The 24,671-nt window shown below is 64.8% G+C and carries 30 protein-coding genes and 1 tRNA gene; 15 read left to right on the forward strand and 16 right to left on the reverse strand.

Features of this window, described 5'->3' with window-relative positions; genetic code table 11:
- The first annotated feature begins 6 nt into the window (after positions 1-6).
- Positions 7-1,386 (forward strand): oxidoreductase, encoded by a 1,380-nt coding sequence (locus NATTI_RS0107615; protein ID WP_006092851.1) that lies wholly within the window; start codon positions 7-9, stop codon positions 1,384-1,386.
- A 2-nt stretch (positions 1,387-1,388) separates the two neighbouring features.
- Here NATTI_RS0107615 and NATTI_RS0107620 read toward each other — a convergent pair whose 3' ends face one another.
- From NATTI_RS0107620 to NATTI_RS0107630, 3 genes are all read right to left on the reverse strand, one after another.
- The gene (locus NATTI_RS0107620; protein WP_006092850.1) at positions 1,389-2,075 is read right to left on the reverse strand and encodes a rhodanese-like domain-containing protein; all 687 of its coding nucleotides are present in this window, start codon (positions 2,073-2,075) and stop codon (positions 1,389-1,391) included.
- A gap of 131 nt (positions 2,076-2,206) precedes the next feature.
- Positions 2,207-2,279: transfer RNA gene (locus NATTI_RS0107625), tRNA-Gln, on the reverse strand.
- A 141-nt stretch (positions 2,280-2,420) separates the two neighbouring features.
- On the reverse strand, positions 2,421-2,981 hold the full coding sequence (locus tag NATTI_RS0107630) for a homing endonuclease associated repeat-containing protein (protein WP_006092849.1): 561 nt from the start codon (positions 2,979-2,981) through the stop codon (positions 2,421-2,423).
- A gap of 121 nt (positions 2,982-3,102) precedes the next feature.
- Between NATTI_RS0107630 and NATTI_RS0107635 the strand changes: the two genes are divergently transcribed.
- The 4 genes from NATTI_RS0107635 (at position 3,103) to cysE (ending at position 5,983) form a co-directional block, all read left to right on the forward strand.
- Positions 3,103-3,693 (forward strand): IMP cyclohydrolase, encoded by a 591-nt coding sequence (locus tag NATTI_RS0107635; protein WP_006092848.1) that lies wholly within the window; start codon positions 3,103-3,105, stop codon positions 3,691-3,693.
- 72 nt (positions 3,694-3,765) lie between these two features.
- Complete coding sequence (locus tag NATTI_RS0107640) at positions 3,766-4,500, forward strand: MBL fold metallo-hydrolase (protein ID WP_006092847.1); 735 nt, start codon at positions 3,766-3,768, stop codon at positions 4,498-4,500.
- Between the two features lie 90 nt (positions 4,501-4,590).
- On the forward strand, positions 4,591-5,259 hold the full coding sequence (locus tag NATTI_RS0107645) for a metallophosphoesterase family protein (protein ID WP_006092846.1): 669 nt from the start codon (positions 4,591-4,593) through the stop codon (positions 5,257-5,259).
- A 214-nt stretch (positions 5,260-5,473) separates the two neighbouring features.
- Positions 5,474-5,983, forward strand: coding sequence for a serine O-acetyltransferase (cysE, locus tag NATTI_RS0107650; protein WP_006092845.1), 510 nt, complete (start codon positions 5,474-5,476; stop codon positions 5,981-5,983).
- A 58-nt stretch (positions 5,984-6,041) separates the two neighbouring features.
- On the opposite strand, the gene NATTI_RS0107655 is transcribed toward cysE, so the two are convergent.
- Both NATTI_RS0107655 and NATTI_RS0107660 read right to left on the reverse strand, forming a co-directional pair.
- Positions 6,042-6,413, reverse strand: coding sequence for a hypothetical protein (locus NATTI_RS0107655; RefSeq protein WP_006092844.1), 372 nt, complete (start codon positions 6,411-6,413; stop codon positions 6,042-6,044).
- Positions 6,414-6,545: 132 nt separating this feature from the next.
- Positions 6,546-7,946, reverse strand: coding sequence for a phosphoglucomutase/phosphomannomutase family protein (locus tag NATTI_RS0107660; protein WP_006092843.1), 1,401 nt, complete (start codon positions 7,944-7,946; stop codon positions 6,546-6,548).
- A 166-nt stretch (positions 7,947-8,112) separates the two neighbouring features.
- On the opposite strand from NATTI_RS0107660, the gene NATTI_RS0107665 reads away from it, so the two are divergent.
- Positions 8,113-8,706: an NADPH-dependent FMN reductase gene (locus tag NATTI_RS0107665; protein ID WP_006092842.1), complete on the forward strand. Its 594-nt coding sequence runs from the start codon at positions 8,113-8,115 to the stop codon at positions 8,704-8,706.
- A 39-nt stretch (positions 8,707-8,745) separates the two neighbouring features.
- Here NATTI_RS0107665 and NATTI_RS0107670 read toward each other — a convergent pair whose 3' ends face one another.
- From NATTI_RS0107670 to NATTI_RS0107690, 5 genes are all read right to left on the reverse strand, one after another.
- Complete coding sequence (locus tag NATTI_RS0107670; protein WP_006092841.1) at positions 8,746-9,735, reverse strand: hypothetical protein; 990 nt, start codon at positions 9,733-9,735, stop codon at positions 8,746-8,748.
- Between the two features lie 73 nt (positions 9,736-9,808).
- Positions 9,809-10,057 (reverse strand): GIY-YIG nuclease family protein, encoded by a 249-nt coding sequence (locus NATTI_RS0107675; RefSeq protein WP_006092840.1) that lies wholly within the window; start codon positions 10,055-10,057, stop codon positions 9,809-9,811.
- 80 nt (positions 10,058-10,137) lie between these two features.
- On the reverse strand, positions 10,138-10,287 hold the full coding sequence (locus tag NATTI_RS26460) for a DUF7563 family protein (protein WP_006092839.1): 150 nt from the start codon (positions 10,285-10,287) through the stop codon (positions 10,138-10,140).
- Positions 10,288-10,400: 113 nt separating this feature from the next.
- Positions 10,401-11,168, reverse strand: coding sequence for a nickel pincer cofactor biosynthesis protein LarB (gene larB / locus NATTI_RS0107685; RefSeq protein WP_006092838.1), 768 nt, complete (start codon positions 11,166-11,168; stop codon positions 10,401-10,403).
- Between the two features lie 252 nt (positions 11,169-11,420).
- Positions 11,421-12,032, reverse strand: coding sequence for a hypothetical protein (locus tag NATTI_RS0107690; protein WP_006092837.1), 612 nt, complete (start codon positions 12,030-12,032; stop codon positions 11,421-11,423).
- Between the two features lie 572 nt (positions 12,033-12,604).
- Here NATTI_RS0107690 and NATTI_RS0107695 point away from each other — a divergent pair.
- Positions 12,605-12,772, forward strand: a complete 168-nt coding sequence (locus NATTI_RS0107695; protein ID WP_005578700.1) for a DUF1931 family protein — start codon at positions 12,605-12,607, stop codon at positions 12,770-12,772.
- A gap of 595 nt (positions 12,773-13,367) precedes the next feature.
- Here the strand turns inward: NATTI_RS0107695 and fni are convergent.
- The gene (gene fni / locus NATTI_RS0107705) at positions 13,368-14,429 is read right to left on the reverse strand and encodes a type 2 isopentenyl-diphosphate Delta-isomerase (protein ID WP_006092835.1); all 1,062 of its coding nucleotides are present in this window, start codon (positions 14,427-14,429) and stop codon (positions 13,368-13,370) included.
- Between the two features lie 148 nt (positions 14,430-14,577).
- Here fni and NATTI_RS0107710 point away from each other — a divergent pair, with 148 nt between their 5' ends.
- Together NATTI_RS0107710 and NATTI_RS0107715 are read left to right on the forward strand one after the other, a co-directional pair.
- Positions 14,578-14,994: a hypothetical protein gene (locus NATTI_RS0107710; protein ID WP_006092834.1), complete on the forward strand. Its 417-nt coding sequence runs from the start codon at positions 14,578-14,580 to the stop codon at positions 14,992-14,994.
- Between the two features lie 61 nt (positions 14,995-15,055).
- Entirely contained in the window at positions 15,056-15,475 is a 420-nt protein-coding gene (locus tag NATTI_RS0107715) for a hypothetical protein (protein ID WP_006092833.1), read from the forward strand.
- A 3-nt stretch (positions 15,476-15,478) separates the two neighbouring features.
- Here NATTI_RS0107715 and rpiA read toward each other — a convergent pair whose 3' ends face one another.
- The 3 genes from rpiA to NATTI_RS0107730 all read right to left on the reverse strand — a co-directional run bounded on the left by rpiA (position 15,479) and on the right by NATTI_RS0107730 (position 18,054).
- Positions 15,479-16,186, reverse strand: coding sequence for a ribose-5-phosphate isomerase RpiA (gene rpiA / locus NATTI_RS0107720; RefSeq protein ID WP_006092832.1), 708 nt, complete (start codon positions 16,184-16,186; stop codon positions 15,479-15,481).
- An 87-nt stretch (positions 16,187-16,273) separates the two neighbouring features.
- Positions 16,274-17,125, reverse strand: a complete 852-nt coding sequence (locus NATTI_RS0107725; RefSeq protein WP_006092831.1) for an ABC transporter permease — start codon at positions 17,123-17,125, stop codon at positions 16,274-16,276.
- Positions 17,122-18,054 (reverse strand): ABC transporter ATP-binding protein, encoded by a 933-nt coding sequence (locus NATTI_RS0107730; RefSeq protein ID WP_006092830.1) that lies wholly within the window; start codon positions 18,052-18,054, stop codon positions 17,122-17,124. Before NATTI_RS0107730 ends, NATTI_RS0107725 begins: the two co-directional genes overlap by 4 nt.
- 144 nt (positions 18,055-18,198) lie before the next feature.
- On the opposite strand from NATTI_RS0107730, the gene NATTI_RS26465 reads away from it, so the two are divergent.
- The 4 genes from NATTI_RS26465 (at position 18,199) to NATTI_RS0107755 (ending at position 21,144) form a co-directional block, all read left to right on the forward strand.
- Positions 18,199-18,375: a hypothetical protein gene (locus NATTI_RS26465; protein ID WP_006092829.1), complete on the forward strand. Its 177-nt coding sequence runs from the start codon at positions 18,199-18,201 to the stop codon at positions 18,373-18,375.
- 37 nt (positions 18,376-18,412) lie between these two features.
- The gene (locus NATTI_RS0107745) at positions 18,413-18,841 is read left to right on the forward strand and encodes a DUF5788 family protein (RefSeq protein WP_006092828.1); all 429 of its coding nucleotides are present in this window, start codon (positions 18,413-18,415) and stop codon (positions 18,839-18,841) included.
- A gap of 99 nt (positions 18,842-18,940) precedes the next feature.
- Positions 18,941-19,798, forward strand: coding sequence for an ABC transporter ATP-binding protein (locus NATTI_RS0107750; protein ID WP_006092827.1), 858 nt, complete (start codon positions 18,941-18,943; stop codon positions 19,796-19,798).
- Positions 19,798-21,144 carry an ABC transporter permease gene (locus NATTI_RS0107755; protein ID WP_006092826.1) on the forward strand — a complete coding sequence of 449 codons (1,347 nt, stop codon included), beginning with the start codon at positions 19,798-19,800 and terminating at the stop codon, positions 21,142-21,144. Before NATTI_RS0107750 ends, NATTI_RS0107755 begins: the two co-directional genes overlap by 1 nt.
- 32 nt (positions 21,145-21,176) lie before the next feature.
- On the opposite strand, the gene NATTI_RS0107760 is transcribed toward NATTI_RS0107755, so the two are convergent.
- Together NATTI_RS0107760 and NATTI_RS0107765 are read right to left on the reverse strand one after the other, a co-directional pair.
- Positions 21,177-21,722, reverse strand: a complete 546-nt coding sequence (locus NATTI_RS0107760) for a DUF5518 domain-containing protein (protein WP_006092825.1) — start codon at positions 21,720-21,722, stop codon at positions 21,177-21,179.
- An 87-nt stretch (positions 21,723-21,809) separates the two neighbouring features.
- Positions 21,810-22,946, reverse strand: a complete 1,137-nt coding sequence (locus NATTI_RS0107765) for an AI-2E family transporter (RefSeq protein ID WP_193787800.1) — start codon at positions 22,944-22,946, stop codon at positions 21,810-21,812.
- A gap of 51 nt (positions 22,947-22,997) precedes the next feature.
- Between NATTI_RS0107765 and NATTI_RS0107770 the strand changes: the two genes are divergently transcribed.
- Together NATTI_RS0107770 and NATTI_RS0107775 are read left to right on the forward strand one after the other, a co-directional pair.
- Complete coding sequence (locus NATTI_RS0107770) at positions 22,998-24,194, forward strand: thiamine ABC transporter substrate-binding protein (RefSeq protein WP_006092823.1); 1,197 nt, start codon at positions 22,998-23,000, stop codon at positions 24,192-24,194.
- A gap of 154 nt (positions 24,195-24,348) precedes the next feature.
- On the forward strand, positions 24,349-24,660 hold the full coding sequence (locus NATTI_RS0107775; RefSeq protein ID WP_006092822.1) for a DUF7521 family protein: 312 nt from the start codon (positions 24,349-24,351) through the stop codon (positions 24,658-24,660).
- The last annotated feature ends 11 nt before the right edge of the window (positions 24,661-24,671 follow it).

Raw genomic sequence — 24,671 nt, forward strand, 5'->3', positions numbered from 1 at the left:
CCCTGCATGGCGACGCTCGAGGACCCCATCGAGATCGGCAGCTGCGAGGTTCCCAACCGGCTCTATCGCGCGCCAGTGCTCGAGTGTGCGGGCAACGGACCCGACGCCGTTGACACGCTTATCGACGACCTCGAGCCGGCCGCCGAGTCCGGCGTCGGCCTCCTTTGTCAGGGCGCGACGATCGTCCGCGGCGACGGTGGCTGTGCCGCACCGGGGATGACTCGCGTACACGACCCCGAGTTCGTCTCCGAACTATCGCGGCTGACCGACCGAATTCACGAGCACGGCAGCCGGATCTTCGTGCAACTCGAGCACGGCGGGCTGCGGAGCATGGAGACCTGGCACGCCGAGTACCGCGAGGAGCACCCGGACCTGGAGCAACTGGCAGTATCGGAGCCGCCCTGGCAGTTGCGACTGCTGGATCGGTTGGGCTTTCTCGCCTACGATCCCCACGTCCTCGAGACCGAGGAGGTGTACGAACTCGCGGCCGATTTCGGCCGGTCTGCGGCCCACGCTGCGGCGGCGGGCTACGACGGCATCCACCTCTCGGGGGCGAACATGGGCATCGTCCAGCAGTTTCTCTCGCCGTTTTACAACCGGCGGGACGACGAGTTCGGCGGCTCTCCGGAGGCGAGACTCGAGTTCCTCGCGCTCGTCCACGACGAGATCCGCGAACGAGCGGGCGACGTTCCGCTGATGACCAAGGTGCCTGCCGAGACACCCGCACCGCCCGCGCCAGTCGTGCGCCGAAAGCTCTCGCTCGAGGACGGAATCGAGATCGCCCGGCGACTCGAGCGAATCGGCTACGACGCCGTCGTTCCCGTCCAGACGTCGGTCGTCTGGGACATGAGCATCGTCCGCGGGGAGTATCCCGAGCGCGCGTGGGGGAACGAGCAGTTGCACGAGGCGTACGACGCGGCGTTCGGCGGCGCGACGCGAAGACGGCTGGTCGCCGCCGCGAACCGGGTCCAGTCGCTGCAGTACGATTTCGACCCCGCGTGGAACGAGGAGTTCTGCCGGCGGGTTCGCGAGCAGGTGTCGATCCCCGTGCTCGCGGAGGGCGGGATTCGCGAGCGAGGGGAGATGGATCGATTGCTCGGCTCGAGTGGCGTATCCAGCGACGGCACTCGAGAGAAAGCGGCTTGCGACATGGTCGGCATGGCTCGCCCCTTCTACGCCGAGCCGCGACTGGGGGCGCGGCTGCTCGAGAACGGTACCGACGCCGAGACGCCGACGGACGGCGGTCTGCGCGTGCTCTGTGAGAACTGTAACAACTGTACGGTGCCGCAAGCGACCGGCGCGCCGGGCATCTGCCGGACGCCGAGCGTGTTGCGAAAACGGGGCGAACTCGAGCGCGAGGGCGCGTACGAACGCTCCGAGACGTAGAATCAGGCCGTAACGACGTCGCTCGTCAGTTCCTCGAGCGTCAGTTCGCGGGTGTAGTCGGGGGTCTCGACCTCGATCAGGGTGTCGTCCTCGAGGTCGGTGAAGTGAAGCGTTAGCTCGTAGGAGCCGTCGGCGGCGATCTCGCCGGGTTCGCGCTGCCCGGTCTCCGGTTCGTGGACCCAGGCGTACTCCCCGGCGTGGTCGGGATCACTCTGTCCCTGAACGTCGTAGGCGGGGAGTTGCTGGTCGACCTCCGAGCCCTCGAGCGGATAGCCCTCGTCGATCCACGCCTGGAGTCCTTCGTCGAGCGCGTAGACGTTCTCGTAGCCGTCGTCGATCAACGAAGCCGCGCGGTGTCCGGCCAGCGCGTGGGGGCAGACGCAGTAGGTCACGATTCGCGTCTCGCTCGACCACTCCTCGACGGGGTCGTCCTGTGGAAGCCCGTGTTCGGCGGGACTGAGGACCGCCCCCGCGATGTGATGGGCGTCGTACTCCGTCTCTGTTCGCGTATCGACGAACTCCGTCTCGTCGTCCACGTCGTACCACTCGTAGACGTCCTCGAGTGGGGCGAGCGGAACGGACACGTCGGCGAATGACTCAGTCGGATACTCGTCGTCGCTGCCGAGACAGCCCGCGAGACCCGTGATGGTGACTGCCGCCCCCGTCGAGAGAAGTTGCCGTCGGTTCATTGACGAATCATTGGGGTTCGAATTCAATATGGGTTCTGGTACGGACGACGGTATCGAACGGACCCCTTCGTTTCCACTGGAGAGTCGGAGAGGATGGGCTGGAAGAACTCGAGTCGAAGAACGGAGAGAAGTAGTCCATGCTGGATTCGAACCAGCGTCGAAGCCCCCAGAAGGCTTCAGGATTGGCCGCTACCCTAATGGACTTGATATATTTCGCCGGGTTCGTTTTCCGACGACGTATCCTTCAGTAGTGGGTGTCCGTATTAGAGTGTTACGAACTGGACCGGGTATCGAGGTAGATCGCAGTTGTCGGCATCCGAGTTTGCGACTGTAATCGCGTGAGGACTACCGTGTCGGCGGGTCGTAGTGTTCCATTCGATGGCAGTTTGCACAGAGAACGATACAGCGATCGATCTCTTCTCGAATGCTCTCCTTCGAGTACCCGTCGACGACCATCGTTGAGATACCCTGTTCCTTCTCGTCCGGATGATGAAAGTCCAAACACGGTGGTCGCTCTTCGCCACATCGGGAGCACTCACAACGTCGTTCTTTGTACGTGTAGAGCCACCGTCGGATTTCGTTTCGTCGACGATCCTTTCGCTCGATTCGAGCCTCCCGGTTCTTGTAGTACCAGCGTTGTTGACCCGTGAGTTCCGTCCATTCGGCGTCGTCGGGTATCTCGACCCAGTCCGGTTTCGGCTGAACCGGTTGCCCGCCGGTCACAGCTCTGTCGAACGTTTCCAGTCCTGCACGCTCTTTTGCCGCGTTCCAGCCGCCGAGTGTCTTCATGATCGTCGCCGAAGCCGGCCTCAGCCCTAGCTCCTCGTACTGCGCTTTCGTCGGCGACTCGCCGAGTTTCTTCGCGGCCCGTCGCAACGCCTCGAGACACTCCTCTTCCGACGTCACACCCCCGTTCGCCGCGGCATGGTATATAAATCGGCGGCTCCGAAGCCAGCACGGTGCCCACGAAGACGGCCGCTCGAGTCGAACCGACACCCCTTTTCCCCTCTCTCGCACACTCCCGCGTATGTACGTTGGACGATTCGTCGTCGTCGGTCCTGACGTCGGCGCCTACCGCGTGTCGTCGCGCTCGTTCCCCAACCGGGAGATCACCGCTCGAGAGGACGCCCTCACCGTCGGGCCTACGGCGGACGCCCCCGAGACGGACAACCCCTACGTGTCCTACAACTGCCTGCGGGTGGTCGAGACGCCGACCGGCGAGACGGCCGCCTTCGGCAACGGCTCGCACGTCGATCCGATCGCGGAGAAACTCGAGTTGGGCTACCCCGCTCGAGACGCCCTCGCGGAGAGCCTGCTGGCGCTGGACTACGAGAAGGACGATTACAACACGCCCCGGATCGCGGCCATGATCGGCGATGCGGGCGAGGCTCTGATCGGCACCGTGCGCAAGGACGCCCTGCTCGTCGAGACGGTCGAGGAGCCGACGCTCGTGGCGACCTACGAGAAGGATTCGCCCGAGTCGTTCGGTCTCGAGGCCGACGGTGCCGAGGCGGCGGCGAGCGAGGTCTACGACCTCGAGTTCGAACACGCCGTCTGTGCGGCCGGCGTCGCCCGAACCGAGGACGGCTTCGAGACCGCGATCGAGAACGGCGACTGATCGCTGGGCGGCACTCGGACGAGAGTCGGTAGCGGCAACAACTAACCCGGCGCGACGCCGATCGTATCGTGTATGTCGACAAATTCCGACAGCGGTATTCGTCTCGTCCGGAACGCCACCGTTCTCGCGACCGTCGGTGGGACGACCTTCCTCGTCGATCCGATGTTCGCGTCCCCGGGTGATATTCCGCCGATACCGGACACGCCGAACGACCGCGAGAACCCGCTCGTTCCGCTTCCCGACGTTGACCTGTCCCACGACGCCGTGGTCGTCACCCACCGTCACCGCGATCACTTCAACGACGCGGCGAAAGCGGAACTCGACGCGGACGTCCCGTTGTTCTGTCAGCCCGAGGAGTCGGATGCGTTCGTCGAGGACGGCTTTACCGACGTGCGACCCGTCGAAACCCAGGCGTCGTTCGACGGCGTCACCCTTCACCGGACGCCCGGTCGCCACGGGCACGGGCAGTTAGCCGAGGAGATGGGGCCGGTCTCGGGGTTCGTCTTCGACGCCGACGACACGCTGTACGTCGCCGGTGACACGGTCTGGTACGACGCGGTCCGCCGGACGCTCGACCGATTCGAACCCGATATGGTCGTCCTCAACGGCGGCGAAGCGCGGTTCAATCAGGGCGAACCGATCACCATGGGGGTCCCGGACATCACAGCCGTCCGTGACGCGACCGACGCCACGGTCGTCGTCGTTCACATGGAAGCCATCAACCACTGTCTGCTCACGCGGGACGAACTGCGGTCGGAGACGGAGAACGTTCGCGTTCCCGAAGATGGGGAACGGGTTCCGCTGTAATCACTTCCGACGGCGAACACCCATCCCCGAGAAATCCGTGGATCGACCGCTGGCCAACCTACAAACCGCTCGCGGCCCATATCCTCGCACATGAAAGTCGGACTCATCTCCGACGTCCACGGGAATCGCGTCGCCCTCGAGGCCGTCCTCGAGGAGATGCCACCGGTCGATCGACTACTTTGTGCCGGCGACATCGTCGGCTACAACCCCTGGCCAGCGGCCTGCGTCGACGAACTCCGGGAGCGGGACGTGCCGACGGTGATGGGCAACCACGACGCGGCGGTCGTCGGCGACGCCCCGTTCCGATTCAATGGGATGGCGCGAGCGGGCGTCGAGCACGCCAGCGAACAGCTCTCGGAGGAACAGCGCGAGTGGCTCGAGTCCCTGCCAATGGAGCGACTCGAGTGCGACGACCGAATCAAACTCGTCCACGGCCACCCGGACGATCCGGATCGGTACACTAGATACACCTACCCTCGGGAGTTCTCTCCCGGACTGCTCGACGAGGAGGACGTCCTCGTGCTCGGTCACACCCATATCCAGGGCCTCGAGCAGTTCGCTGAGGGGATCGTGATCAACCCGGGCAGCGTGGGCCAGCCTCGAGACGGCGATCCGCGAGCGGGCTACGCGGTCGTCGACCTCGAGGCGTTGACCGCCGAGACCCACCGCGTCGAGTACGATATCGACGCCGTCCAGGCAGCGGTTCGAGAGACCGACCTGCCCGAGCGGATCGGAACGCGACTCGCACGCGGGGAGTAAGTCGGTGACGGCGGTTCCGCGGGGCGATCGACGGGAAGCGAACCCTTTTAGGCCAACTCGCCGGTAAGTCTGGATATGGTATCTACCGGCCAGACGGCGCGCATCGGCAGGAACTCTCCTCGTCGCGTTACCGGCCGGTGTTGTCGCTCGAGTGGTTGCTCGATCTCGCGCCGAGCGCATCGCGCTCTAACTGTCGCGTCCGAACCGGTGACCGATGCTCCGACGACTGCGTGAGGACACGCGAGCGATGTGTGAGCGCGATCCCGCCGCAAAGCGGTGTCTCGAGGTCGCGCTCGCCTATCCTGGGGTCCACGCTGTCTGGGGCCACCGGCTCACACACCGGCTCTGGAACGCCGATCTTCAGTTGCTCGCCCGACTGCTTTCGCATGTCGTCCGCATGCTCACGGGCGTCGAGATCCATCCCGGCGCGACGATCGGTCGCCGGGTGACGATCGATCACGGGATGGGAGTCGTCGTCGGCGAGACGGCCGAGATCGGCGACGACGTCCACATGTATCACGGTGTCACGCTGGGCGGCGACACGAACGAACCGGTAAAGCGCCATCCGACGATCGAAGACGGCGTCCAGATCGGAGCGAACGCAACGCTGCTTGGTGACATCACGGTCGGCGAGGATGCGGCCGTCGGTGCCGGATCGGTCGTCACACGGGACATCGAAGCCGGGGCGACCGTCGTCGGCGTCCCGGCGGAACGAGTGGATTGACCGTCGGCGCCGTCGCCGTCTCGAGTCGCGGGTCGCCGGTCGAAAGAAGCGCGACTAACTACTGCTGTTCGTTGCTCACCGTCCCGTCCGAGCCCGCCGGGGATCCCTCGCCGGGGACGCCGTCGCCCGTCTCGACGCTGTCTTCGGACTGTTCGGCGTCCGAGTCGGTCGCCTCGGGGTCGGGGTCGGACGTGTAGCCGAGCTCGAGGCGGAGCGTCGCCGTGCAGTCGAGTTCGGCCTCGTCGAGTTCGGTGCCGTCCTCCTGCTGGTCCATGTACCCGTTACAGCGGCCGTGTTTGACGATGGTCATCAACGACGCCGCGGAGCCACACTCCGGGCAGTCGAGGTAGTAGTCGCCCTCGTCGTTCTGATGCCACGAGTCCGGCGTGAGTTCCGTGAACGCGATGTCCTCGCGGTTCGCTTGGCTCATACTCCTAGGGAGCGGACCGACGCCGGTAAAGAAGGGCCCGGAGCACGCAACCCGGAGCGGAGAGGGACGCGACATCACGGACGTAGCACGGCCGGGACGCCACCGGCTCAGCATCGAGGGGACGCCGCCGACTCAAACCAGCGGCTCGACCAGTTTCTCGCCCGCCTCGAGCAACTCGCTCACTCGCTTCTCGTCCGCGGCTTCGGCGTAGACCCGAAGCACGGGCTCGGTTCCGCTGGGCCGAACGAGGAGCCAGGAGCCGTCGGCGAGTTGGAGTTTGAAGCCGTCCGCGGTGTTGATGCCCTCCACGTCGGTACCGGCGACGCGCTCGGGTATTTCGTCCTCGAGATCCGAAAGAACCCGCGCCTTCTCGTGGTCCGGACAGGCCACGCTGCGCTTGTTCTGGACGACGGTCCCGTGTTCCTCGAGGAGACGGTCTACGCGGTCGTCCAGCGGTTCATCGGCGTGCATCACGGCCGCGAGGAGCGCCATGAGGACGCCGTCTTTCTCGCGGACGTGGCCGCGAACGGTGAAGCCGCCGGACTCCTCGCCGCCGACGAGGGCGTCGTGGTCGGCCATCGCCTCAGCGACCCATTTGAACCCGACTGGGACCTCATGGACAGTCTCGCCGTGAGCGTCGGCAACGCGGTCGATCAGGAACGTCGTCGAGACGGTACGAACGACAGCGCCCGAGTCGTCCTCGAGCAGGTAGTCGTAGAGCGCGGCGAAAAAGAGATTCTCGTCGAGGTAACCGCGCTCGGGCGTGACGATCGCGAGTCGGTCCGCGTCACCGTCGTTCGCGATTCCGAGGCTCGGGTCGGTCGCGTCGCCGGTGACGAGATCGATCAGCGCCTCGAGGTTCTCGGGGGCCGGTTCGGGTGCGCCGCCGCCGAACTCCGGGTCTCGGCTACAGCGTAGACACTCGAGGGAGGCCCCGGCGCGCTCGAGCAGGGCGTCAGTCGTGCCGCGGCCGCTGCCGTGCATCGCATCGTAGGCAACCGTTGAGTCCGCGGCCGAGAGGTCGGCGCTGCCGGTAATCTCGTTGACCAGTTCGAGGGCGGCGTCAGCGTGGGGCGTGACGAGATCGACCTCCTCGACGGTGCCGTGTTCGTCCTCCGGGAGCGGATCGGGTTCGGCAAGTCGGTCCGCGATGGCGTCGGTGACGCCGGGTAGGGCCGGTGCGCCGTCCTCCGGGATGAACTTCACGCCGTTGTACTCCGGCGGGTTGTGAGAGGCCGTGATGGCGAGTCCGCCCGCCAGGTCGCGCTCGACGATCGCGTGGGCGACCAGCGGCGTCGGTCGGTCGCGGTCAGGCATGATGACGTCGAAGCCGTTGGCACACAACACGCGAGCTAGTTCCTCAGCGAACCCGCGCGAGGTCTCGCGGGCGTCGTAGCCGACTACGACGGGGGCCTCGAACCCCTCGTCTCGCAGGTACGTCGCGACAGCCTGTCCGACCATCCGCACGCGCGGCGTGGTAAACTCCTCTAACGTCGCCCGCCAGCCGTCGGTGCCGAAGCTGATCGTCTCCATACGCGTGTCTCATCGCCGGGCGCGAAAAAAGCGACGCCGTCACACGGATCCCGAAGCGTACCGGGACGGGGGAGTCGGTTGCCGCGTTACGAACCCACGAGGTGCCCGCAAATCCTCCCGTGCGGCCGAGCAACGATGTTTTCTCGACGGCGGCCATAGGGCCGGTATGTCCGATACACCCTCCGTCGTCGCCGTCAACGGCAGCCTCCGCGAGACGAGTTACACGCGCACGGCGCTTCGATACGCCCTCGAGGCAGCCGCCGACGCCGGTGCGGAGACGGCGCTGCTCGATCTGGGTGAGTACGACCTTCCCGTCTACGATCCCGACCGCGAGGACCCGGAGGCGGCCGAGGAGGCGATGCGGATCGTCCGCGAGGCCGACGCCGTCGCGCTCGGGACGCCAGTCTACCACGGCTCGTACTCGGGGGCGCTAAAGAACTTTCACGACTTCTGTGGCTGGGACGAGTACGAGGATACCACCGTAGGGCTGCTGGCGACCGCCGGCGGCGGGAGCTACGGCTCGACGCTCGATCACCTGCGGATTACGGTTCGCGGCGTCCACGGCTGGGTCCTGCCCCACCAGGTCGGACTTCGGAACGCCTCGAGCAAGTTCGAGGCCGACCCCGACGCCATTGACGGCCGCCGGTTCCGGGATCCGGACCTGCAAGAGCGAGTGGAGAAACTGGGCCGAAACCTCGCCGAGTACGCGTTCATCGAGCCGAGCGTGACGTCTTCGCGGTCCGCTGCGGCCGACGACTGAGTCGGCCTGCGATCGAGTTCCCGTTTCGCCTCCGCCGGGTTACCGCCGCATCCGACTCGAGGAGGTGTTAACGCGCTGTTCGAACAGCCGTTCCCCCGTCTCGTCGCAGGTCACGGCGATCACGTCGTGGGAGCTACAGCAGGATTCGACGACCTCCTCGTCCATGCTGATTTCGCCGCCGGCACCCGGACAGGTCTCGAGGAACATCCGCAGCCCGTTGAGCACCTGCCCTTTCGTCTCGGGCGTCTGTGCGTCCCACTCGGGTGCCCAGTCCGTAAGGACGCGACTGGCACCAACGTCGGCGACCACCGCGGCGCGAGAGGGCCAGCGGCCGGCGATACCGCGGTCGCCGACGAGCACTCGGGCGTCGTCGCGGGACTCGAGTTCGAACGTCTCCGGTTGTGCGTCGAAGTCGAAGGCGTCGATCACGGCCGCCGCGTCGACGCCGGTCTCGTCGACGTTTTCGATGGCTGCGAGCCAGTCGGCCTCGAACTCCTCGGTGAGACAGAGGTCGTCGCGGTCGGAACAGGGCTCGAGAACGTCGTGGTCGAGGAAAAAGGCCTCGAGGTCGAGCGGTTCCGGGTCAGGGTCGGACTCGGTAGTGTCAGTGGTCTCGGTCGCGGTGGCGTCGCCGTCTTCAGCCGTGGTGTCGGCGGCTCCGTCCGTCGGGTCGATCTCGGCATCCTCGGTCGCGGCGTCGGTCCCGTCGATCGAAATATCGGTCGCCTCCCGGGTTTCGACGCCGCCGAAGCCGCTCGCCAGTTCGGGCTCGGTCTCCTTGCCGAACCAGCGCAGGACTTCGGGCGGCAGATACCGCTTCGTCAGCGTCGGCGTGCCGGGAACGAGATAGCCCCGCACGTAGATGAGGCCGATCGAGATGCCGACTGCGGCCAGCCCGCCGAGTTTCGTCTTGCGGGCCACCAGCGATCCAACGACGACGGCGATTGCGAGATTCAGTATCGTACACGGTTCACACCGATTTTCGCCGGTGTACTCCGGCTGTTTGAGGTCGGCGATGTCGATCTCCATGTCGTCTCGACGCAGGGACCGCTGCTGTATTTATTTTTTGGAGAAATCGGGAGGGAATTCTACGCCGGTCGGATCACTCGAGCCCGACGAGTCGCGCCTTCCGCCGGCGGGAGAGCTGTTTGATCTCGTACTCGCGGGACATGGCGGCCGACTTCGAGTCGTAGCGCTCGTGATATCGGAGTTCGACGGGCGTGCGGCCGCGAGTGTACTTCGCGCCCTCGCCGGCGTCGTGTTCGGCGACCCGTCGCTCGAGGTCGGTCGTATACCCGGTGTAGAGCGAGCCGTCGGCGCACTCGAGGACGTAGACGACGTGGTCAGCCATGGCTCAGGGTAGCAGCGTCTCGATAAAAAGCGCGACGAAGTGGGGGCGTGTGGTCGTCAGTCGCGATACTCGAGCGGGGATCAGGTACCGCGAGCGCGGTGTCGCGCGGCTTCCGCGATCCCGGCGTTCGCCGAGCAGCTAATGCACGCGTGGATCTCGCCGTTCTCGTCGGCGAAGACGCGTGCGAAGCGTTCGGACACGTGCGCGTCGCAGTGATCACAGGTGGGCATTGGGCAATGGTCACACCGGTCTCAACCGGTACCCGACAGTATTCGGTGTGCAATAAAAAGCCTTCCCCATACACTGTTTGGCGTTTCGGATACAGGAGAATTTTTTGTCGGTATCAGGGGCTCGAGTTGCGAGCGTCGTCAATGGCCCGGGCGATGAGCGTCGCCTGCGCGCCAGCAACGAAGCCGGCGTCGATGTTGACCACCGAAAGGACGGTACAGGACTGGAGCAACCCCGCGAGCGCGGCCTCGCCCCCGCCGCCGAAGCCGTAGCCGCTCGAGACGGGCACCGCGATCACGGGCGTGTCGACCAACCCGGCGATCACGGTCGGCAGCGCTCCCTCGCGGCCGGCGGCGACGATCAACACGTCGGCGGCCCGAAATCGGTCGACCTGATCGAGGGTGCGATCCAGCGCGGCGACGCCGACGTCCTCGACGCGATCGATCGCCGCCCCCGCGTCGCGCGGCACGAGTTCGGCCTCGTCAGCCACCGGTCCGTCGACAGTGCCAGCCGTGACGATGCCGACCGTCGCGTCGAGCGAGGGCTGGTCGAACTCGGGGGTGAGGACGCGAACAGACGTGCCCCAACGCTCGAGGGTCGCGTTCGGAAAGGAGTCCTCGAGTGCGCTCTCGAGCGCGTCGATCTGTTCGTCGCTGGTGCGGGTCACCAGCGCCCTGTCGGTGGTCTCGAGGGCGGTTTCCGCGAGGGCGACGACCTGGGCGGGCGTCTTCCCCTCGGCGAGGATGGCCTCCGGGATTCCACGGCGCTGTGTGCGGGCCGCGTCGAACCGGCCCGCGTCGTTGGTCGCATAGCCCCTGAGTTCGGCTTCGGCTTCGGACGGGGAGCGGTGGCCGTCGGCGACGGCCTCGAGGAGTTCGCGCATGTGGGGAGGTGGGAGGTGGGTGTACTCGAAGGTGTTGGGTTCTGGTTAACCCAACGTGATGTCCGACCGATCCACATACCTCCCACGCGTGACCCGTCCTGCTGTTCGGCTCTCATACTGATGGCAGCCGGGTCTGCTACTCAGGAAAGAGTAGAAGGCTTCGGTAGGATCTCGAAACACATCCACTGTGAGTGTGAACAATCATTCCAACGGAAGGCTCAACCAAACCCGGTTCGCCGATACTAAGCTATCTCAGTCGAAATTCCAGTCGATACTGAGGATCTGAATCTCGGTATCGCCGTCGATTGCGACGATAGCCCCGGTTCCGTTGTCAGTCAGTTCGTCACCGTCAACGGTCATCAAATCACCAGTGGCCTCCAGTTCGTCCAGTTCGAACTCCTCGTTGGGAACATCTCCCCTAAGGACGAACTCCTCTGCATCACCCATGCTGGTGACGGTAAACGTTATTCTCTCGTCGTTGTTATTCACGTCAACACTCATCGCCGGGTTGACCGGCTCGCTGTCCTGCTCGAGGTCGAACTCCCACTCGACACTCCCTACAAACTGCTCGTCGTTGCCGTCGATTGCGACGATTTTCGCTCTCACTTCACTTCCCGATTCAGGCTCGAGCGTCATCGTATCACCCGTCTCCTGCAATTCGTCTAGCCGGAGTTCCTCGGTACTATCGACTTCGCTTCGGAGAACGAACTCCTCTGCATCACCCATCTCTGTAACCGAGAGTTCGACGACGTTCGACTCGTTGTCGACGGCCGTGTCTACAGTCGGGTCCCCAGAATCGTCTCCATTGTCACCTGTCTCGAGGACGAAAATCCCAACAACGGCTGCAAGGAGAACGACAGCCACGACTGCCACCAAAACCCCGAGAGCAGAAGATACCGCACGGTTCTCGTTGTTGCCGACGGAACGGGAGTTGATTTGCGTTGAGTCCATGTGGTGTCACAGTACTTGAGCAAATGTCGATAGCCAGTGTATTGTAATGATAACGGTTTGGAAAGTAAAGCCATCACACGTCCACGTGGTGGGCGTGCGTGGTGGAACTGCGTCGAACCGTACCTGCGCGGGGAACCATACACCGCGTCGGAGCGATTTTCTCGCTCGAGACCCGCATCGGACGGCCACCGACCCGAGTATTGCTCCCTCGACCGATCGGACTCGAGTCAACTCGATCGACCCGGCAGGTGCCGGGCCGGACCGGCCGCGCGCCCAACCGACGGTAGGGACGCCACAGCGTCCACAGAGCGCGCGCGAGCGATTTCAACCCCGATATCGGCGGCCGAATTCCTGTCGTTTACTCATCAGTCATATACTTTCCGGTGGATTCGACCATCGAAACGGGCGGGTTAACCCCTGCAACCCCCGTATCCCGGGACACAACCAAAACCATTATATGGGGTAACGCGGAATCCGTAAATCGTATGGCAGACCTTATCGTCAAAGCCGCCGTGAAGGAAGCGCTCGATGACAAAAACGTTGCCTCGGACTTCTACGAAGCACTCGACGAGGAAGTCGACGAGCTTCTCGAGGACGCAGCCCGACGTGCCGAAGCAAACGACCGGAAGACGGTCCAGCCCCGCGACCTGTAAGGAACGCCAACCGAGAATCATTTTATCGACGCTACGTCCGTAGCCACTGGTTTCCGCGCAGTTGGCGCGGCCGGTGTATCGAGTGGCTGTTACGACTCGATGTCTGGACGGTGGGTCGTCCGGGCTCGAGTTCGAATCCGAATCGATCGAGTCGCTCACTCGTTTCGGGGATAGAAAACCGGATTGCTAGAGTACAGCCGGTGACGCCGAGCGTGTTGCTCACGCTGCCGGCAGTGATTTCCACGCCCTCCCCAACCGATTTCTCCTCACGGATGCTCTGCACCCGTGAGGATGGTTCGCGGAACCGTTAGTTCCGCGCTAACGCACACTCCCTTCGGTCGTTCGCTCATCCACTGGAAGGCGCTTTCCGTCTTCCAAGCAGTCGCTCGTTTCATCTGCTTACGGACGCTCCGCGCCCGTTCGCACGGTCCGCGGGATCGGTGGTCCCGCGTACTCGCGACTACCTCGCGTACCTTCGAGCCGCGGCTCAACACGCGCCACCGCACGTGGTCTGGCCCGTCCGAAGTGAGAACACCGTCGCTCGAATTTACTGCGAAGGTCGGAGTCAATCGCCCTGCAAACGCGAAAAAGTCGGCTACTGCCGTCGCTCCTCGAGATACTCCTTCGTCCGGCCGAGCATCACGTACTCGGCGGACTGGAGATCGTCGACCGACGCCGAACCCGTGACGAACATCGCCGTACGCAACTCGAGTTCGAGCGTCTCGATCAGGTCGACGACGGCCTCGGTACCCTGTCCCGCGGGGCCGAGAAACGGCTTCGCGAGGCCGCCCGCGCGGGCCCCCAGGGCAATAGCTTTCGCGATGTCGAGTCCGGACCGGACGCCCCCGCTGGCGATCACGCAGTCGTGAACCGACGCGGCCTCGCTGGTACTGACGACGGTCGGCTCGCCCCACGCGCGAAACAGCTTCCCGACGTGTTCCTGTCTGGACGCGCCGACGGCGGCGGCTCGATAGGATTCGATCCCCGACCAGGTCGTCCCGCCCTGTCCGGCGACATCGATCGCCTCGACCCCCGCGTCGGAGAGTCGCTGGGCCGTCTCCCGGGAGATACCGTTACCCGTCTCCTTGACGACGACCGGCACCGAGAGGTCTGCCGCAACCCGTTCGATCGCCTCGAGACAACCCTTGGCGTCGACGTCACCCTCGGGCTGGACGGCCTCCTGGAGGAAGTTCAGGTGGACCGCCATCGCGTCGGCCTCGATCATCTCGACGGCTCGCTCGACGTCTCCCACGTCGTACTCGAGCAACTGCGCCGCGCCGACGTTGCCGTAGAGGAGGGCGTCGGGGGCGACGTCCCGGACGACGGTGTAGGACTCGAGCAGCGCCTCGTCGTCGAGTTCGAGGCCGGCGCGCTGGCTCCCCACGCCCATGGCGATGTTCATCTCCTGGGCCGCCTCGGCGAGTGCGCGGTTGATCTTGGTCGTGTTCGGGTGGCCGCCGGTCATGCTCTCGATGACGATCGGCACGTCGAGTTCGTGGCCGAATAGCGTCGTCGTCGTATCGATCTCGTCGCGGTGGAGCTCCGGCAGCGCCTCGTGGACGAGTTCAACGTCGGCAAAGCCCGCGCCGGACGTCTCCACGTCTTCGTCTTCGATGATTCGAATATGATCGTCTTTCCTGTCGGATGTTTCGGGCATCGGATCGTCTCTACCGGACGCTAGCGTGAGACCATTGAAAAGGTGTCCATCGACGCCAAACGTCCGATGTCTCGGGGGGCTCCTCACCACGTGTCAGTTGCATCCACGGTCGCGTTTTTTCATGCTGGCCGGCGTATGTCGGTGCCACATGCTCCGAACACTCCTGGTCGCCTTCGGCTGCTTCGAGATCCTGAAGCCCCAGCCGGTGATCGACGCCTGCGAACGCATCGGTCTCGAGAACCCCGAGGAGGCCCAGCTCCGTCCGCACGCGCTCTGGGGGGCGCGACTCGAGGGCCTTCTGGTCGTCTGGCTGCTCGTCCGCGGCCGGGAGGGTTCGACGGTGGTCAGCACGCTGCTGGGAATGGCCGGCCTGGTCCTGATCGCCCTCCCACAGCCGGCCGTCGAACTCAGCCAGCGACTGGTCTACGAGAACACGGACGAACTCGAGTTGAAACCCTGGATCGAGCCCGCGGCACGCGCACTCGGCGGGTTCTACCTGCTCGTCGTCGTCCTCTCGAAGCGCAGTAACGAGCCGAACCCGGGGAAGACGGCAGAGACGGCGTGACTCGAGACCGAACACCGACGGTCACGCCAACCGTTTTGCGAGTGGCACACGTACGGAGGATATGCGACGACCGCTCGCTCTGGCGCTGGGACTGTTGCTGAGTATCGCACCGAACCGAATCGTCGACGCCGTCGAACGACTCGCCTTCGAGAACCCCGACGACGGCAGGCTGCGACCGTGGACGCTACAGGCGGGCCGATTCAAGGGAGTCGTCTTCGTCTGGCTGCTCGCCCGCCACCCCGAACACACGTCCATCCTCAAGCGGCCGCTCAGCGTGCTCGGATTGGTGATGATACTGGTACCGCGACAGGCGCTCGCCGTCGGTCTCGACCTCGCCTACGAGAATCCCGGCGAACTCGAGGTGAAGTCCTGGATCCGCCCCGTAACGCGTCTCCTCGGCGGCTGTTTCCTCGTCGTCGGCCTGCGTGCGGTCCGTGCCGCCGGACGGAAAGCCACGGACGCGTCGCCGGCGGACGCCTGATCCTCAGTAGGTCCGTTCCTCGACCCCGTTCTCGCGACCGACGTACGTCACGTCCGCTAACCCAACGAACAGCCCGTGCTCGAGCACCCCCGGAATCTGGGAGAGCGAGCCGGCCAATCCGTCGGGGTCCTGGATCGAGCCAAAGGCGCAGTCGAGCACCAGGTTTCCGTTGTCGGTGACGACCGGTCCGTCCTTCTGGCCGGCCTCGCGAAGCGTCGGCTCACCCCCGAACGCGCGAATTTGGTCGGCGACGACCGTGTGAGCGTCCGGCACCACCTCGACCGGAACGGGTCGCTCGAGTCGTCCCGTGAGCTTCGAGGGGTCGGCGACGACGACGAACCGGTCGGCCGCCGCGTCGACCAATTTTTCGCGCGCGTGTGCGGCGCCACCGCCTTTGATCAGCGCGCCGTCCGCCTCCGCGTCCGAGTCGTCGACCACCTGGTCCGCGCCGTCGATCGCGAGGTCTACGCCGTCAACCGCATCGAGGGTCGTCAACGGAATCCCGACCTCGAGCGCCAGTTGTCGGGACTGAAACGAGGTTGGAATCCCCTGTACAGTGAGGCCGTCGTCGGCGGCCCGACCGATCGCCCTGATCGCGTGGGCGGTCGTCGACCCGGTGCCGAGACCGACGACGAACCCATCTTCGACCTCCTCGGCCGCGCGTTCACCCGCATGGCGTTTCGCCGTCTCGGAACCGCCTGCCGTCTTCATGCCTACTCTCGCGAGGGCCGACGGGAAAAACGTTGCAATCTCGCGGACCGACTCGAGTGCGCTTCGGGTCGGCTGTTCGAAGGAGCCTTAGAGGTCGGCGCGACCGAACTGCCAAAGGCCGATCCCCAACGGAACGAGCGCCCAGACCGCGAGCACGACGAAGCCGAACCAGGGCTCAGCGAGCAGCGGCGGGTTCTCGACGCCGTAGGCGGTGGCCATCGTAAACTGCCCTTCGCCGAAGACGGCGGCGATCGCGGAACCGTAGGCGGCGTCCGGCGACAGCGAGAGGAGGCTCACGTACCAGTCGGGATGTTCCTCCATCCACAGCGAACCCTCGACGAGATAGAGGATCCCCATGGAGATGAAACTCCAGAGGAACCAGAAGAACACGATCAGCCCGAACGCGCCGGCCGCCGCCCGGGTCGTCGACCCGGTCATCGAGGAGAGGCCGACGGCGATACAGACGTAGACGAACCCGAACAGGATCGTCACGACGGTAAACAGGAGGTAGTCGACGATCGAGACCGAGCCGACGAAGACGAACAGCCCGATCAGGCCGACGAGAAAGCCGACGAGGATCGAAACGGCGACGACCGCCGAGCGGCCGAGAATCTTGCCGATCACGACGTCGCGACGGGTATGGGGCAATCCGAGCAGGAACTTCAGGCTCCCGCTCTCTCGCTCGCCGGCGATGGCGGCGTAGCCGATCACCAGCGCGATGATTGGCACGAGGTAGCCCGCGGGCGTCTGTAACGCAAAGACGAGATCCATCGTCGTCTCCGCGCCCTCACCCTCCATCTCCGCGAAGAGATCGCCGGCCCACGAGGCCAGAAACGCGCCGCCGAGCGTAAAGAGCGCGAAGACGGCCGTCAGCACCATCAGCTTGCGCGAGCGAGCCGCGTCGGCGAAGTCCTTCTTCGCGACGGCGAGCGCACTCATTGAGTTACCTCCGTCCGGTTATCGGATGTGTACGCCATAAACAGGTCCTCGAGCGAGGATTCGTCCGTTGCGAAGTCCTCGATCGAGACGCCCTGTTGCTCGATCGTACGGAGAACGCTCGTCTTCGCCCGGTCCTCGCAGGTGACGACGAGCGTCGTGCCGTCTGCCGACACCTCCGAGACGCCGTCGACCGACTCGATGGTCTCGAGCGCCGCCGAGGAGTCCTCGGGTATTCGATCGACCTGCACCCGAAGCCGGGTCTGTTCCGGCATGGAATCGCGAAGGCCGTCGACGGTGTCTTCGGCGACCAGTTCTCTCTCTCGGAGGATGCCGACGCGGTCACAGATCGCCTCGACCTGGCCGAGAATGTGGCTCGAGAAGAAGACGGTCGCGCCGCGGGCGTTCTCCTCACGAATGATTTCGCGCATCTCTCGGGCCCCGTTCGGATCGAGTCCCGTCGAGGGTTCGTCCAGAATCAGCAGGTCGGGTTCGCCGACGAGCGCCGTCGCAAACATGAGTCGCTGGCTCATCCCCTTCGAGTAGCCGCCGGCTTTCTTGTCCGCCGCGTCGGCGATCCCGACCCGCTCGAGCAGGGCGTCCGGGTCGTCGTCCGCCCCCTTCGAGTCGATGGCGAACTCGACGTGTTTGCGGCCGGTCAGCCGGTCGTAGGTCTCGACGCCTTCCGGAAGGATGCCGGTTCGGGTTCGGATCTCGAGCGTGTCCTCGCGAGCGTCGAGACCGAAGACGCTCACCTCGCCCTCGGTCGGACGGATGAAATCGAGGAGCAGATTGATCGTCGTCGATTTGCCCGCGCCGTTCGGGCCGAGGAAGCCGTAAATCTCGCCGCGCTGGACGGTGAGATCGAGACCGTCGAGGGCCGTTTCGGCCCCGTATCGTTTCGTCGCGTTGGAGATATCGATAGCAGTCACGGTATTAATTATACCGATTTTAGCTCAATATACATATAAGTTTTCTCATCTAACAGTTTTGGCCAGTGAGCGGCCGGGCGAGCCACGCTCATCCTCGTCTCGACCGCGATCTTCCTGATCCTCTCGGTCGTCATCGGCTACTGGGTGTACAAGGATGCCTCGAAACGCGACAACAACGAGATCCTGTGGGCGATCGGAACCGCCGGACTGACGTTTTTCACGTTCATCTTCGGGCTCGTGGCGCTCGTCGCCTACTTCATCATCCGCGGCGACGAGACGCCGGACGAGCCGACGGAAGCGGCGGCCGGCGGCGACTGGTAACGACTCGTCGACCGATCCAACACCCACTTCGATTCACATGCCACCAGCCAGCGACGAACTGAGCCGGACGGAGAGACGCGACCTGCTCGAGCGCGCCAACCGACAGAGTGCAACCATCGGCCAACAGCTCCCCGAGACGATCACCGTCGGCGACGACGAACTCCCCCTCGAGGAGTTCGTCATCGAGACGCGAAAGGTCGAGGGCATCCCGGACGACGTCCAGCCGCTGGTCAGGGAGACCGAACGCGAACTGACCGCCGAACGAAAACGGCTCGTCGAGCGACTCGAGTCGGCACCGATCAACCGTGAGGAAGCCGAGAAACTCGTCGAGATGATCGTCGGTATCGACCGCGCGAAGAGCGTCCTCCGGAGCCTGCGTCGAAAGCGGTTCGGTGCCGAAGCAAGCTCGGCCGCACTCGACGATCACGAGCGCTGGCTCGATTTTATGAGTTCGATTCGAGGGTAGTCTCCACCGATTCGTCGGCCCGCGTCTCATCCCGGAATCGCAACCGGCGACTGTCTGGTTCGGCTGTACCTTTTTCGCAGGTGCTGCCGTTTACCACCTATGGCGACATCGGGAACCGGAAACAAACCCGACACAGACGACACCGGCACGGCAGTCTCCCTGGAGAACGTCCGCAAGACCTACCAGCTCGGCGAGCCGGTTCACGCGTTAGACGGCGTTTCCCTCGATATCTCGCAGGGATCCTATACGGCGATTATGGGACCGAGCGGCTCCGGGAAGTCGACGCTGATGAACCTCGTCGGCTGCCTCGACACGCCGACGGAGGGGACAGTCGTCGTCGACGGGGCGGACGTGGCGACGCTCGACGACCGAGAACGGACGACCCTCCGCGGAACGACGGTCGGGTTCGTCTTCCAGACGTTCAACCTCATGCCACGGCTGACCGCCCTCGAGAACGTCGCCCTCCCGCAACTCTTCCAGAACGTCGGCCGCGGGGAGCGTCGCGAACGGGCCCGCGAGTTGCTCGAGCGCGTCGGACTCGCCGATCGGGCCGACCACCTGCCGAACGAACTCTCGGGCGGCCAGCGCCAGCGCGTCGCGCTCGCCCGGGCGCTCGTCAACGACCCCGCCCTCGTCCTCGCCGACGAGCCGACGGGGAACCTGGACACGGACACCGAAGACGACATTCTCGAACTCTTCGCGGAATTCCACGGCAGCGGAACGACAATGATCGTCGTCACCCACGAGCGCCACGTCGCCGAGCGCGCCGAACGCATCGTCCACCTGTTAGACGGGAAGCTCGAGCGGATCGAGGAACTCGGCAGCGCGAACGGTGCCGAACGCGACGACGTGGACGGTGGGGAACGTGAGGGCGGAAATAGTGCGGAACGCGACGGAACGGTCGGAGCGGACGACGGGTCCTCGAGTGCGAACGCTTCCGGCGGGGCGAGTCACTGATGCGACCGACCGAGAGTCTACGGCTGGCCTGGCGATCGATTCGGGGCCACAAACTGCGCTCGGCGCTGACGACGCTCGGCATCGTGATCGGTATCGCGGCCGTGATCGCGTTCGTTACGCTGGGGGCGAGCCTACAGGCGGGTATCATCGGGGATATCAGTCCCGACGACCAGCGCAACAGCTACGGCTGGGCCGCCGACCCCGACACCGAGGGCGGACCGCTCGCCGGCGCGCAACCGGTCTTTAGCCAGGACGACCTCGACGCGCTGGACGACGACGGAGATATCGACGCCGCCTACGGCTATATGCCGTTATCGACGCAAGCACTCGTCTACGAGGGAGAGATATCTCCCCAGAGCGACGCCCTCGTCGCTGCCGGGCCGCCCTACATCAGGGAGAGCACGCTCGAGGATGGCCGCCAGTTCGAGCAGGGCGAGCGCGAGGCCGTCGTCAACCCGGCCGTCGCCGGCCAGTTCGAGGAGGACCTCGAGGTCGGCGACGAGCTAACCATCGCGTTACAGGGCGGCCAGCAGACGACCGTCACCGTCGTCGGGATCACCGACAGCTCGGAAGGACTGAGCCCGTTCGAGGGGTTCGAACCGTCGCCGCGCGTCTACGTCCCGACGGACCCCTTCTACACCGAGGACGCTGCTGGAGCGGTTCCGGGTGGCGGTGGTGAGGGTGGTGACGGGGACGGTGCCGACGAAAACAGTGATGGCGGCGACGATGGGGACGAAAACGGGACCAATGATCCCGACGGGCCCGACGACGCGCTCTTCCTCGCCATCGTCGTCGAGGCCGAATCGGCAGATGAGGCGGACATCGACCGCGCCCAGGAGAGTGCGATCGCCTACCTCGAAAGCGACGAATCCGACGCGAGCGAACTTCTGGGCGACGATCTCGAGATAACGCTGCAGACGAGCGCGGAGTTGCTCCAGCAACTCGAGGACGTTCTCGACCTCTTACAGAACTTCATCGTCGGTATCGCAGCGATCTCGTTGCTGGTGGGATCGATCGGCATCGCGAACATCATGCTCGTCTCGGTGACCGAACGAACTCGCGAGATCGGGATTATGAAAGCCGTGGGGGCCCAGAACCGGGAGATTCTGGGACTGTTCCTCGCCGAGTCGGTGGTCCTCGGCATCGTCGGCGCGATCCTCGGGACGCTGCTCGGTCTCGTCACGGGCTATCTGGGCGCGTGGTATATCGACCTCCCGCTGATCTACCCCTACGAGTACGTCGCGCTCGCCATCGCCGTCGGTGTACTCGTCGGGATCGCCGCCGGGCTGTATCCGGCGTGGCGAGCGGCCCGAACGGACCCGATCGACGCGCTCAGATACGAGTGACAGTGACGCGGAACGCCGGCGAGGGAAGGAACTCAGCGTCGGTCCCGTTCGGTATCGCGGTCGCGCCTCGAGTCACGTGCGTCGCGGCGGTCCATCTCTGGATCGAGTCTCCGTCGCGAATCCGACTGTGATCCGGACGAACGGGTCCGGGCGACTGATTCCGAGCGATCCGACGACAGCCCGATCGCCGCTCGCGTTCGAGCGTGCTGTCTCGGATACTCCTGGGCGAGATACGCCCCAAGATAGCCACCGAGCAAGGAGAGGCCGACGGTGTACAGAAACAGGAACGCCACGGCGGCGAGGACGACGAATGCCACGAGCGCGAACCCCTCGAACGGGACCGCAGCGATCCCCATCCCGAACCCGAGCACCCCAAGTCCGAAGATCGCGAGACCGGCGAGCGGCAGGAACGTGATCGCTCCCGCCAGCGCGCCGACGATCGCTCCGTCGCGGGTGTCCGGTCCCTCGAGAAAGGCCGCGGCAGCACCACCGAGAACGGTCGAGAGCGGAATAAACGAGAGCACGACGCCGACGATGGCACCGATGAGCGCGTTGACGAGCGTCCGGCTGTTGACCATACCGAACGAACGACGGGGACGGAGAAAAATAACGGTGGTCGGACGAATGGGGGGAGTCCCCGTCCGCAACACCGGCCGGCGGGTGAATCAATCGTCGGCCGGTCGCGATCCGGATTCCTCCGGCGACGTCATCGTGGTCTCGGTACCGGATCTAGACGCCGCGTCCTCGCCCGGTGGCTCCTCGAGGTCGGCTTCGACGATCTCGGAGAAGGTCGCGTCCCCGTTGACTTCGTCGGCAAGCAGGTCGACGGCTTCGACGAAAACCGCGACGATCAGCGGTCCGACGACGATCCCGATCGGCCCGAGCGTAAAAAGCCCGCCGGTGAAGCCGACGAAGTAGAGGCTGCCGGGAAGCCCGGCGGAGCGGTGGGCGAGGCGCGGCCGGATGCCAATATCGGGGAACCAGGCAACGAGGGTGATGCCGAGAACGCCGACGAGTACAGCCGCGGTGAGTTCGCCCGCCGCGACGTGATAGAGCGCGATCGGTGCGATGAGCAGGCTCGGCCCGATAATCGGGACGAACTGGAGGATCGCGGCGATGATCGCGAGCGTAAAGGCCGCCTCGTAGCCCAGCAGCGAGAACAGCGGGTAGCCGATGAGCAGCGTGGCGAGGGATGTCGCGAGCTGCAGGACGTAGATCGCGTACAGCGTCTCGCGCGTGCGTTCGGCAAGCGCGTAGATAATATCTCGATACTCGTGTGGAACCGGAGCGATGGCCGCCCGGCCGGCCGCATCACCCTTGAGCACGAGCGCGAACAGCAGGATAACGAACAGCGCGAACTTGATCGCGAGCACCGGCAGTGCCGAGGCGAAGGAGACGGCGGCCCCGCTCAAGAAGTCGAGTGCGACGGACTGTACTTCGGCGACCTCGACCGTGTACGCCATGCCGAGCGCCTCGATCGGGACTTCCTGTGGAATCCCCTCGATCACACCGATCACCTGATCGATCCGGAAATAGAGCGTGACGGCGATCGGTGCGAACACTGCAACGGCGCTGACAAAGCCGATCAGCGTCGCCCCGACGGCCGCCAGCCACTCCGAGAGTCCGCGTCTGACCAGCCAGGCCTGTACCGGCATCAGCACGTACGCCACCGTCAGTGCGAAAAGAATCGTCCCGAGAACCTCGAGTAAGATCGCACCCGTGACGAGTCCGAGTAGCGCGACGATACCGGCGAGCACGTACCGGCGGTTTCTGGGTGCAGTGGCGTTCGATGTCACAGCTATGGCTTACACTGCGGGAGCAAAACCTTTCGGATCGGGAGAAATTCCGAAAACATGTACGATCAATTAGACGTTGGGAACGAGACTTACGTCTTCACGACGTACCCCCACCGAATGAAACGGCGGACGGTCGTGCGGACCATCGGCGTCGGAACGGGGACAGCCGTCGGTCTCGCCGGCTGTCTAACCCGCAACGGCGACGATGACCCGCCGAACGGCGACGAAGACGGCGATCCCGAACCCGACGAACCCGATTACGAGGGCACCCTCCGGATCGCCACCTACGGCTCGATGGTTACGGGCCAGAACCCGGCCGGGCCGTGGCTCGAGGAAACGTTCGTCGAGGAGTATCCCGACGCTGAACTCGAGTGGGTCGTCCCGAACACGGGTCTCCAGCACTACATCCGGCGGGGCGAGTACGACGCCGATATCGACGTCGACGTGCTCTTCGGGTTCACCGTTGGCGACCTAGCACGGATCGATGACCGGATCGGCGACGGAGGCCTTCTCCGTGAACTCAATCTCGAGCGAATCGACGGCCACGAACGAATCCGGGACGACCTCGCACTCGGAGATCCGCACAATCGTTCGCTGACCTACGATACGGGCTACGTCAGCCTCGTCTACGACGAAACCGAAGTCGGGCCAGTCGACGGGTTCGACGACCTGCTCGGGTCGGCCTACGAGAACGACCTGCTGGCCCAACATCCCGTCACCTCGAATCCAGGGCAGGCGTTCCTGCTGTGGACGATCCAGTCGGCCGACGCGGAGACCGCCTTCGAGTACTGGGAGGAACTCCTCGCGAACGGCGTTCAGGTTCACGACTCCTGGAGCGACGCCTACTACGGTGCGTACCTCGAGGCCGAGCGGCCAATGGTCGTCTCCTACTCGACCGATCCGCTATTCGCGGCCACGGAAAGCTACGAGCCCGAACGCCACCGTGTCGCGTTCCCGAACGACGAAGGGTACGCCGTTCCCGAGGGGGTGGGAATTTTCGAAACGAGCGAGGAGCCCGATCTGGCCTACGCGTTTCTCGAACATGTACTCTCGCCAGAGATACAGCTGGAACTCGCCCGGCGGAACGTCCAGTTTCCGGCCGTCGAAGATGTCACCCTCCCACCGGAGTTCGGCGAAGCCGCCCGTCAACCCACTGAGTCGGTGACGACGAGTTACACCGAACTTCGGGGCCACTTCGACCAGTGGCTCGATGACTGGACGGAACGGTTCGGGGACCGCTTCGAGGACCAGTAGCGACCCTGTCGCCCCTTCACAATCGTTCCCTCGGACTGGGAACTGGCACATTCACTAAAGTACGATAGCGACGGAGTGGACGACATCCGAGCGGTGTTCGACCACCGAACCAACGACCGATCGGTGGCTCGAACGAGGGACTCAGCGATCGACCATGGACGAATACACACTCCTCATCGCCGGCGCGAACACCGCGACGTTGCTCACCGGTGGCGCCGTTGCAGCGCTCGCGTACCGTGCGTTTCGACGAACGGGCTCCGCCGCACTACGTGCGGTCGCGCTCGGCTTCAGCTTCATCGTCGCCGGCTCGGTTGGCGGCGCCATCGCCCACCTCGTCGGCGGCAACGTGGCGCTCGGCGTGACGATCCAGAGTGCGTTCACTGCGGGTGGGTTCGCAATCCTGCTGTACTCGCTGTACGCCGAGACGTCCGTGACGAGGACGGTAACAATCCACCAATCCGACTGACGGCAACCCGC

Origin of the sequence: Natronorubrum tibetense GA33 (assembly GCF_000383975.1) — an archaeon.
Lineage (GTDB): Archaea > Halobacteriota > Halobacteria > Halobacteriales > Natrialbaceae > Natronorubrum > Natronorubrum tibetense.

Coding starts and splice junctions, on each gene's coding strand:
- NATTI_RS0107640 (WP_006092847.1), top strand. CDS start 3,766: ATGTCGACAAATTCCGACAGCGGTATTCGTCTCGTCCGGAACGCCACC.
- cysE (WP_006092845.1), top strand. CDS start 5,474: ATGCTCCGACGACTGCGTGAGGACACGCGAGCGATGTGTGAGCGCGAT.
- NATTI_RS0107645 (WP_006092846.1), top strand. CDS start 4,591: ATGAAAGTCGGACTCATCTCCGACGTCCACGGGAATCGCGTCGCCCTC.
- NATTI_RS0107760 (WP_006092825.1), bottom strand. CDS start 21,722: ATGGTCAACAGCCGGACGCTCGTCAACGCGCTCATCGGTGCCATCGTC.
- NATTI_RS0107635 (WP_006092848.1), top strand. CDS start 3,103: ATGTACGTTGGACGATTCGTCGTCGTCGGTCCTGACGTCGGCGCCTAC.
- NATTI_RS0107745 (WP_006092828.1), top strand. CDS start 18,413: ATGCCACCAGCCAGCGACGAACTGAGCCGGACGGAGAGACGCGACCTG.
- NATTI_RS0107725 (WP_006092831.1), bottom strand. CDS start 17,125: ATGAGTGCGCTCGCCGTCGCGAAGAAGGACTTCGCCGACGCGGCTCGC.
- NATTI_RS0107710 (WP_006092834.1), top strand. CDS start 14,578: ATGCTCCGAACACTCCTGGTCGCCTTCGGCTGCTTCGAGATCCTGAAG.
- larB (WP_006092838.1), bottom strand. CDS start 11,168: ATGCGCGAACTCCTCGAGGCCGTCGCCGACGGCCACCGCTCCCCGTCC.
- rpiA (WP_006092832.1), bottom strand. CDS start 16,186: ATGAAGACGGCAGGCGGTTCCGAGACGGCGAAACGCCATGCGGGTGAA.
- NATTI_RS0107615 (WP_006092851.1), top strand. CDS start 7: ATGGCGACGCTCGAGGACCCCATCGAGATCGGCAGCTGCGAGGTTCCC.
- NATTI_RS0107715 (WP_006092833.1), top strand. CDS start 15,056: ATGCGACGACCGCTCGCTCTGGCGCTGGGACTGTTGCTGAGTATCGCA.
- NATTI_RS0107665 (WP_006092842.1), top strand. CDS start 8,113: ATGTCCGATACACCCTCCGTCGTCGCCGTCAACGGCAGCCTCCGCGAG.
- NATTI_RS0107620 (WP_006092850.1), bottom strand. CDS start 2,075: ATGAACCGACGGCAACTTCTCTCGACGGGGGCGGCAGTCACCATCACG.
- NATTI_RS0107655 (WP_006092844.1), bottom strand. CDS start 6,413: ATGAGCCAAGCGAACCGCGAGGACATCGCGTTCACGGAACTCACGCCG.
- NATTI_RS26460 (WP_006092839.1), bottom strand. CDS start 10,287: ATGCCCACCTGTGATCACTGCGACGCGCACGTGTCCGAACGCTTCGCA.
- fni (WP_006092835.1), bottom strand. CDS start 14,429: ATGCCCGAAACATCCGACAGGAAAGACGATCATATTCGAATCATCGAA.
- NATTI_RS0107670 (WP_006092841.1), bottom strand. CDS start 9,735: ATGGAGATCGACATCGCCGACCTCAAACAGCCGGAGTACACCGGCGAA.
- NATTI_RS0107770 (WP_006092823.1), top strand. CDS start 22,998: ATGTACGATCAATTAGACGTTGGGAACGAGACTTACGTCTTCACGACG.
- NATTI_RS0107695 (WP_005578700.1), top strand. CDS start 12,605: ATGGCAGACCTTATCGTCAAAGCCGCCGTGAAGGAAGCGCTCGATGAC.
- NATTI_RS0107750 (WP_006092827.1), top strand. CDS start 18,941: ATGGCGACATCGGGAACCGGAAACAAACCCGACACAGACGACACCGGC.
- NATTI_RS0107660 (WP_006092843.1), bottom strand. CDS start 7,946: ATGGAGACGATCAGCTTCGGCACCGACGGCTGGCGGGCGACGTTAGAG.
- NATTI_RS0107775 (WP_006092822.1), top strand. CDS start 24,349: ATGGACGAATACACACTCCTCATCGCCGGCGCGAACACCGCGACGTTG.
- NATTI_RS0107675 (WP_006092840.1), bottom strand. CDS start 10,057: ATGGCTGACCACGTCGTCTACGTCCTCGAGTGCGCCGACGGCTCGCTC.
- NATTI_RS0107755 (WP_006092826.1), top strand. CDS start 19,798: ATGCGACCGACCGAGAGTCTACGGCTGGCCTGGCGATCGATTCGGGGC.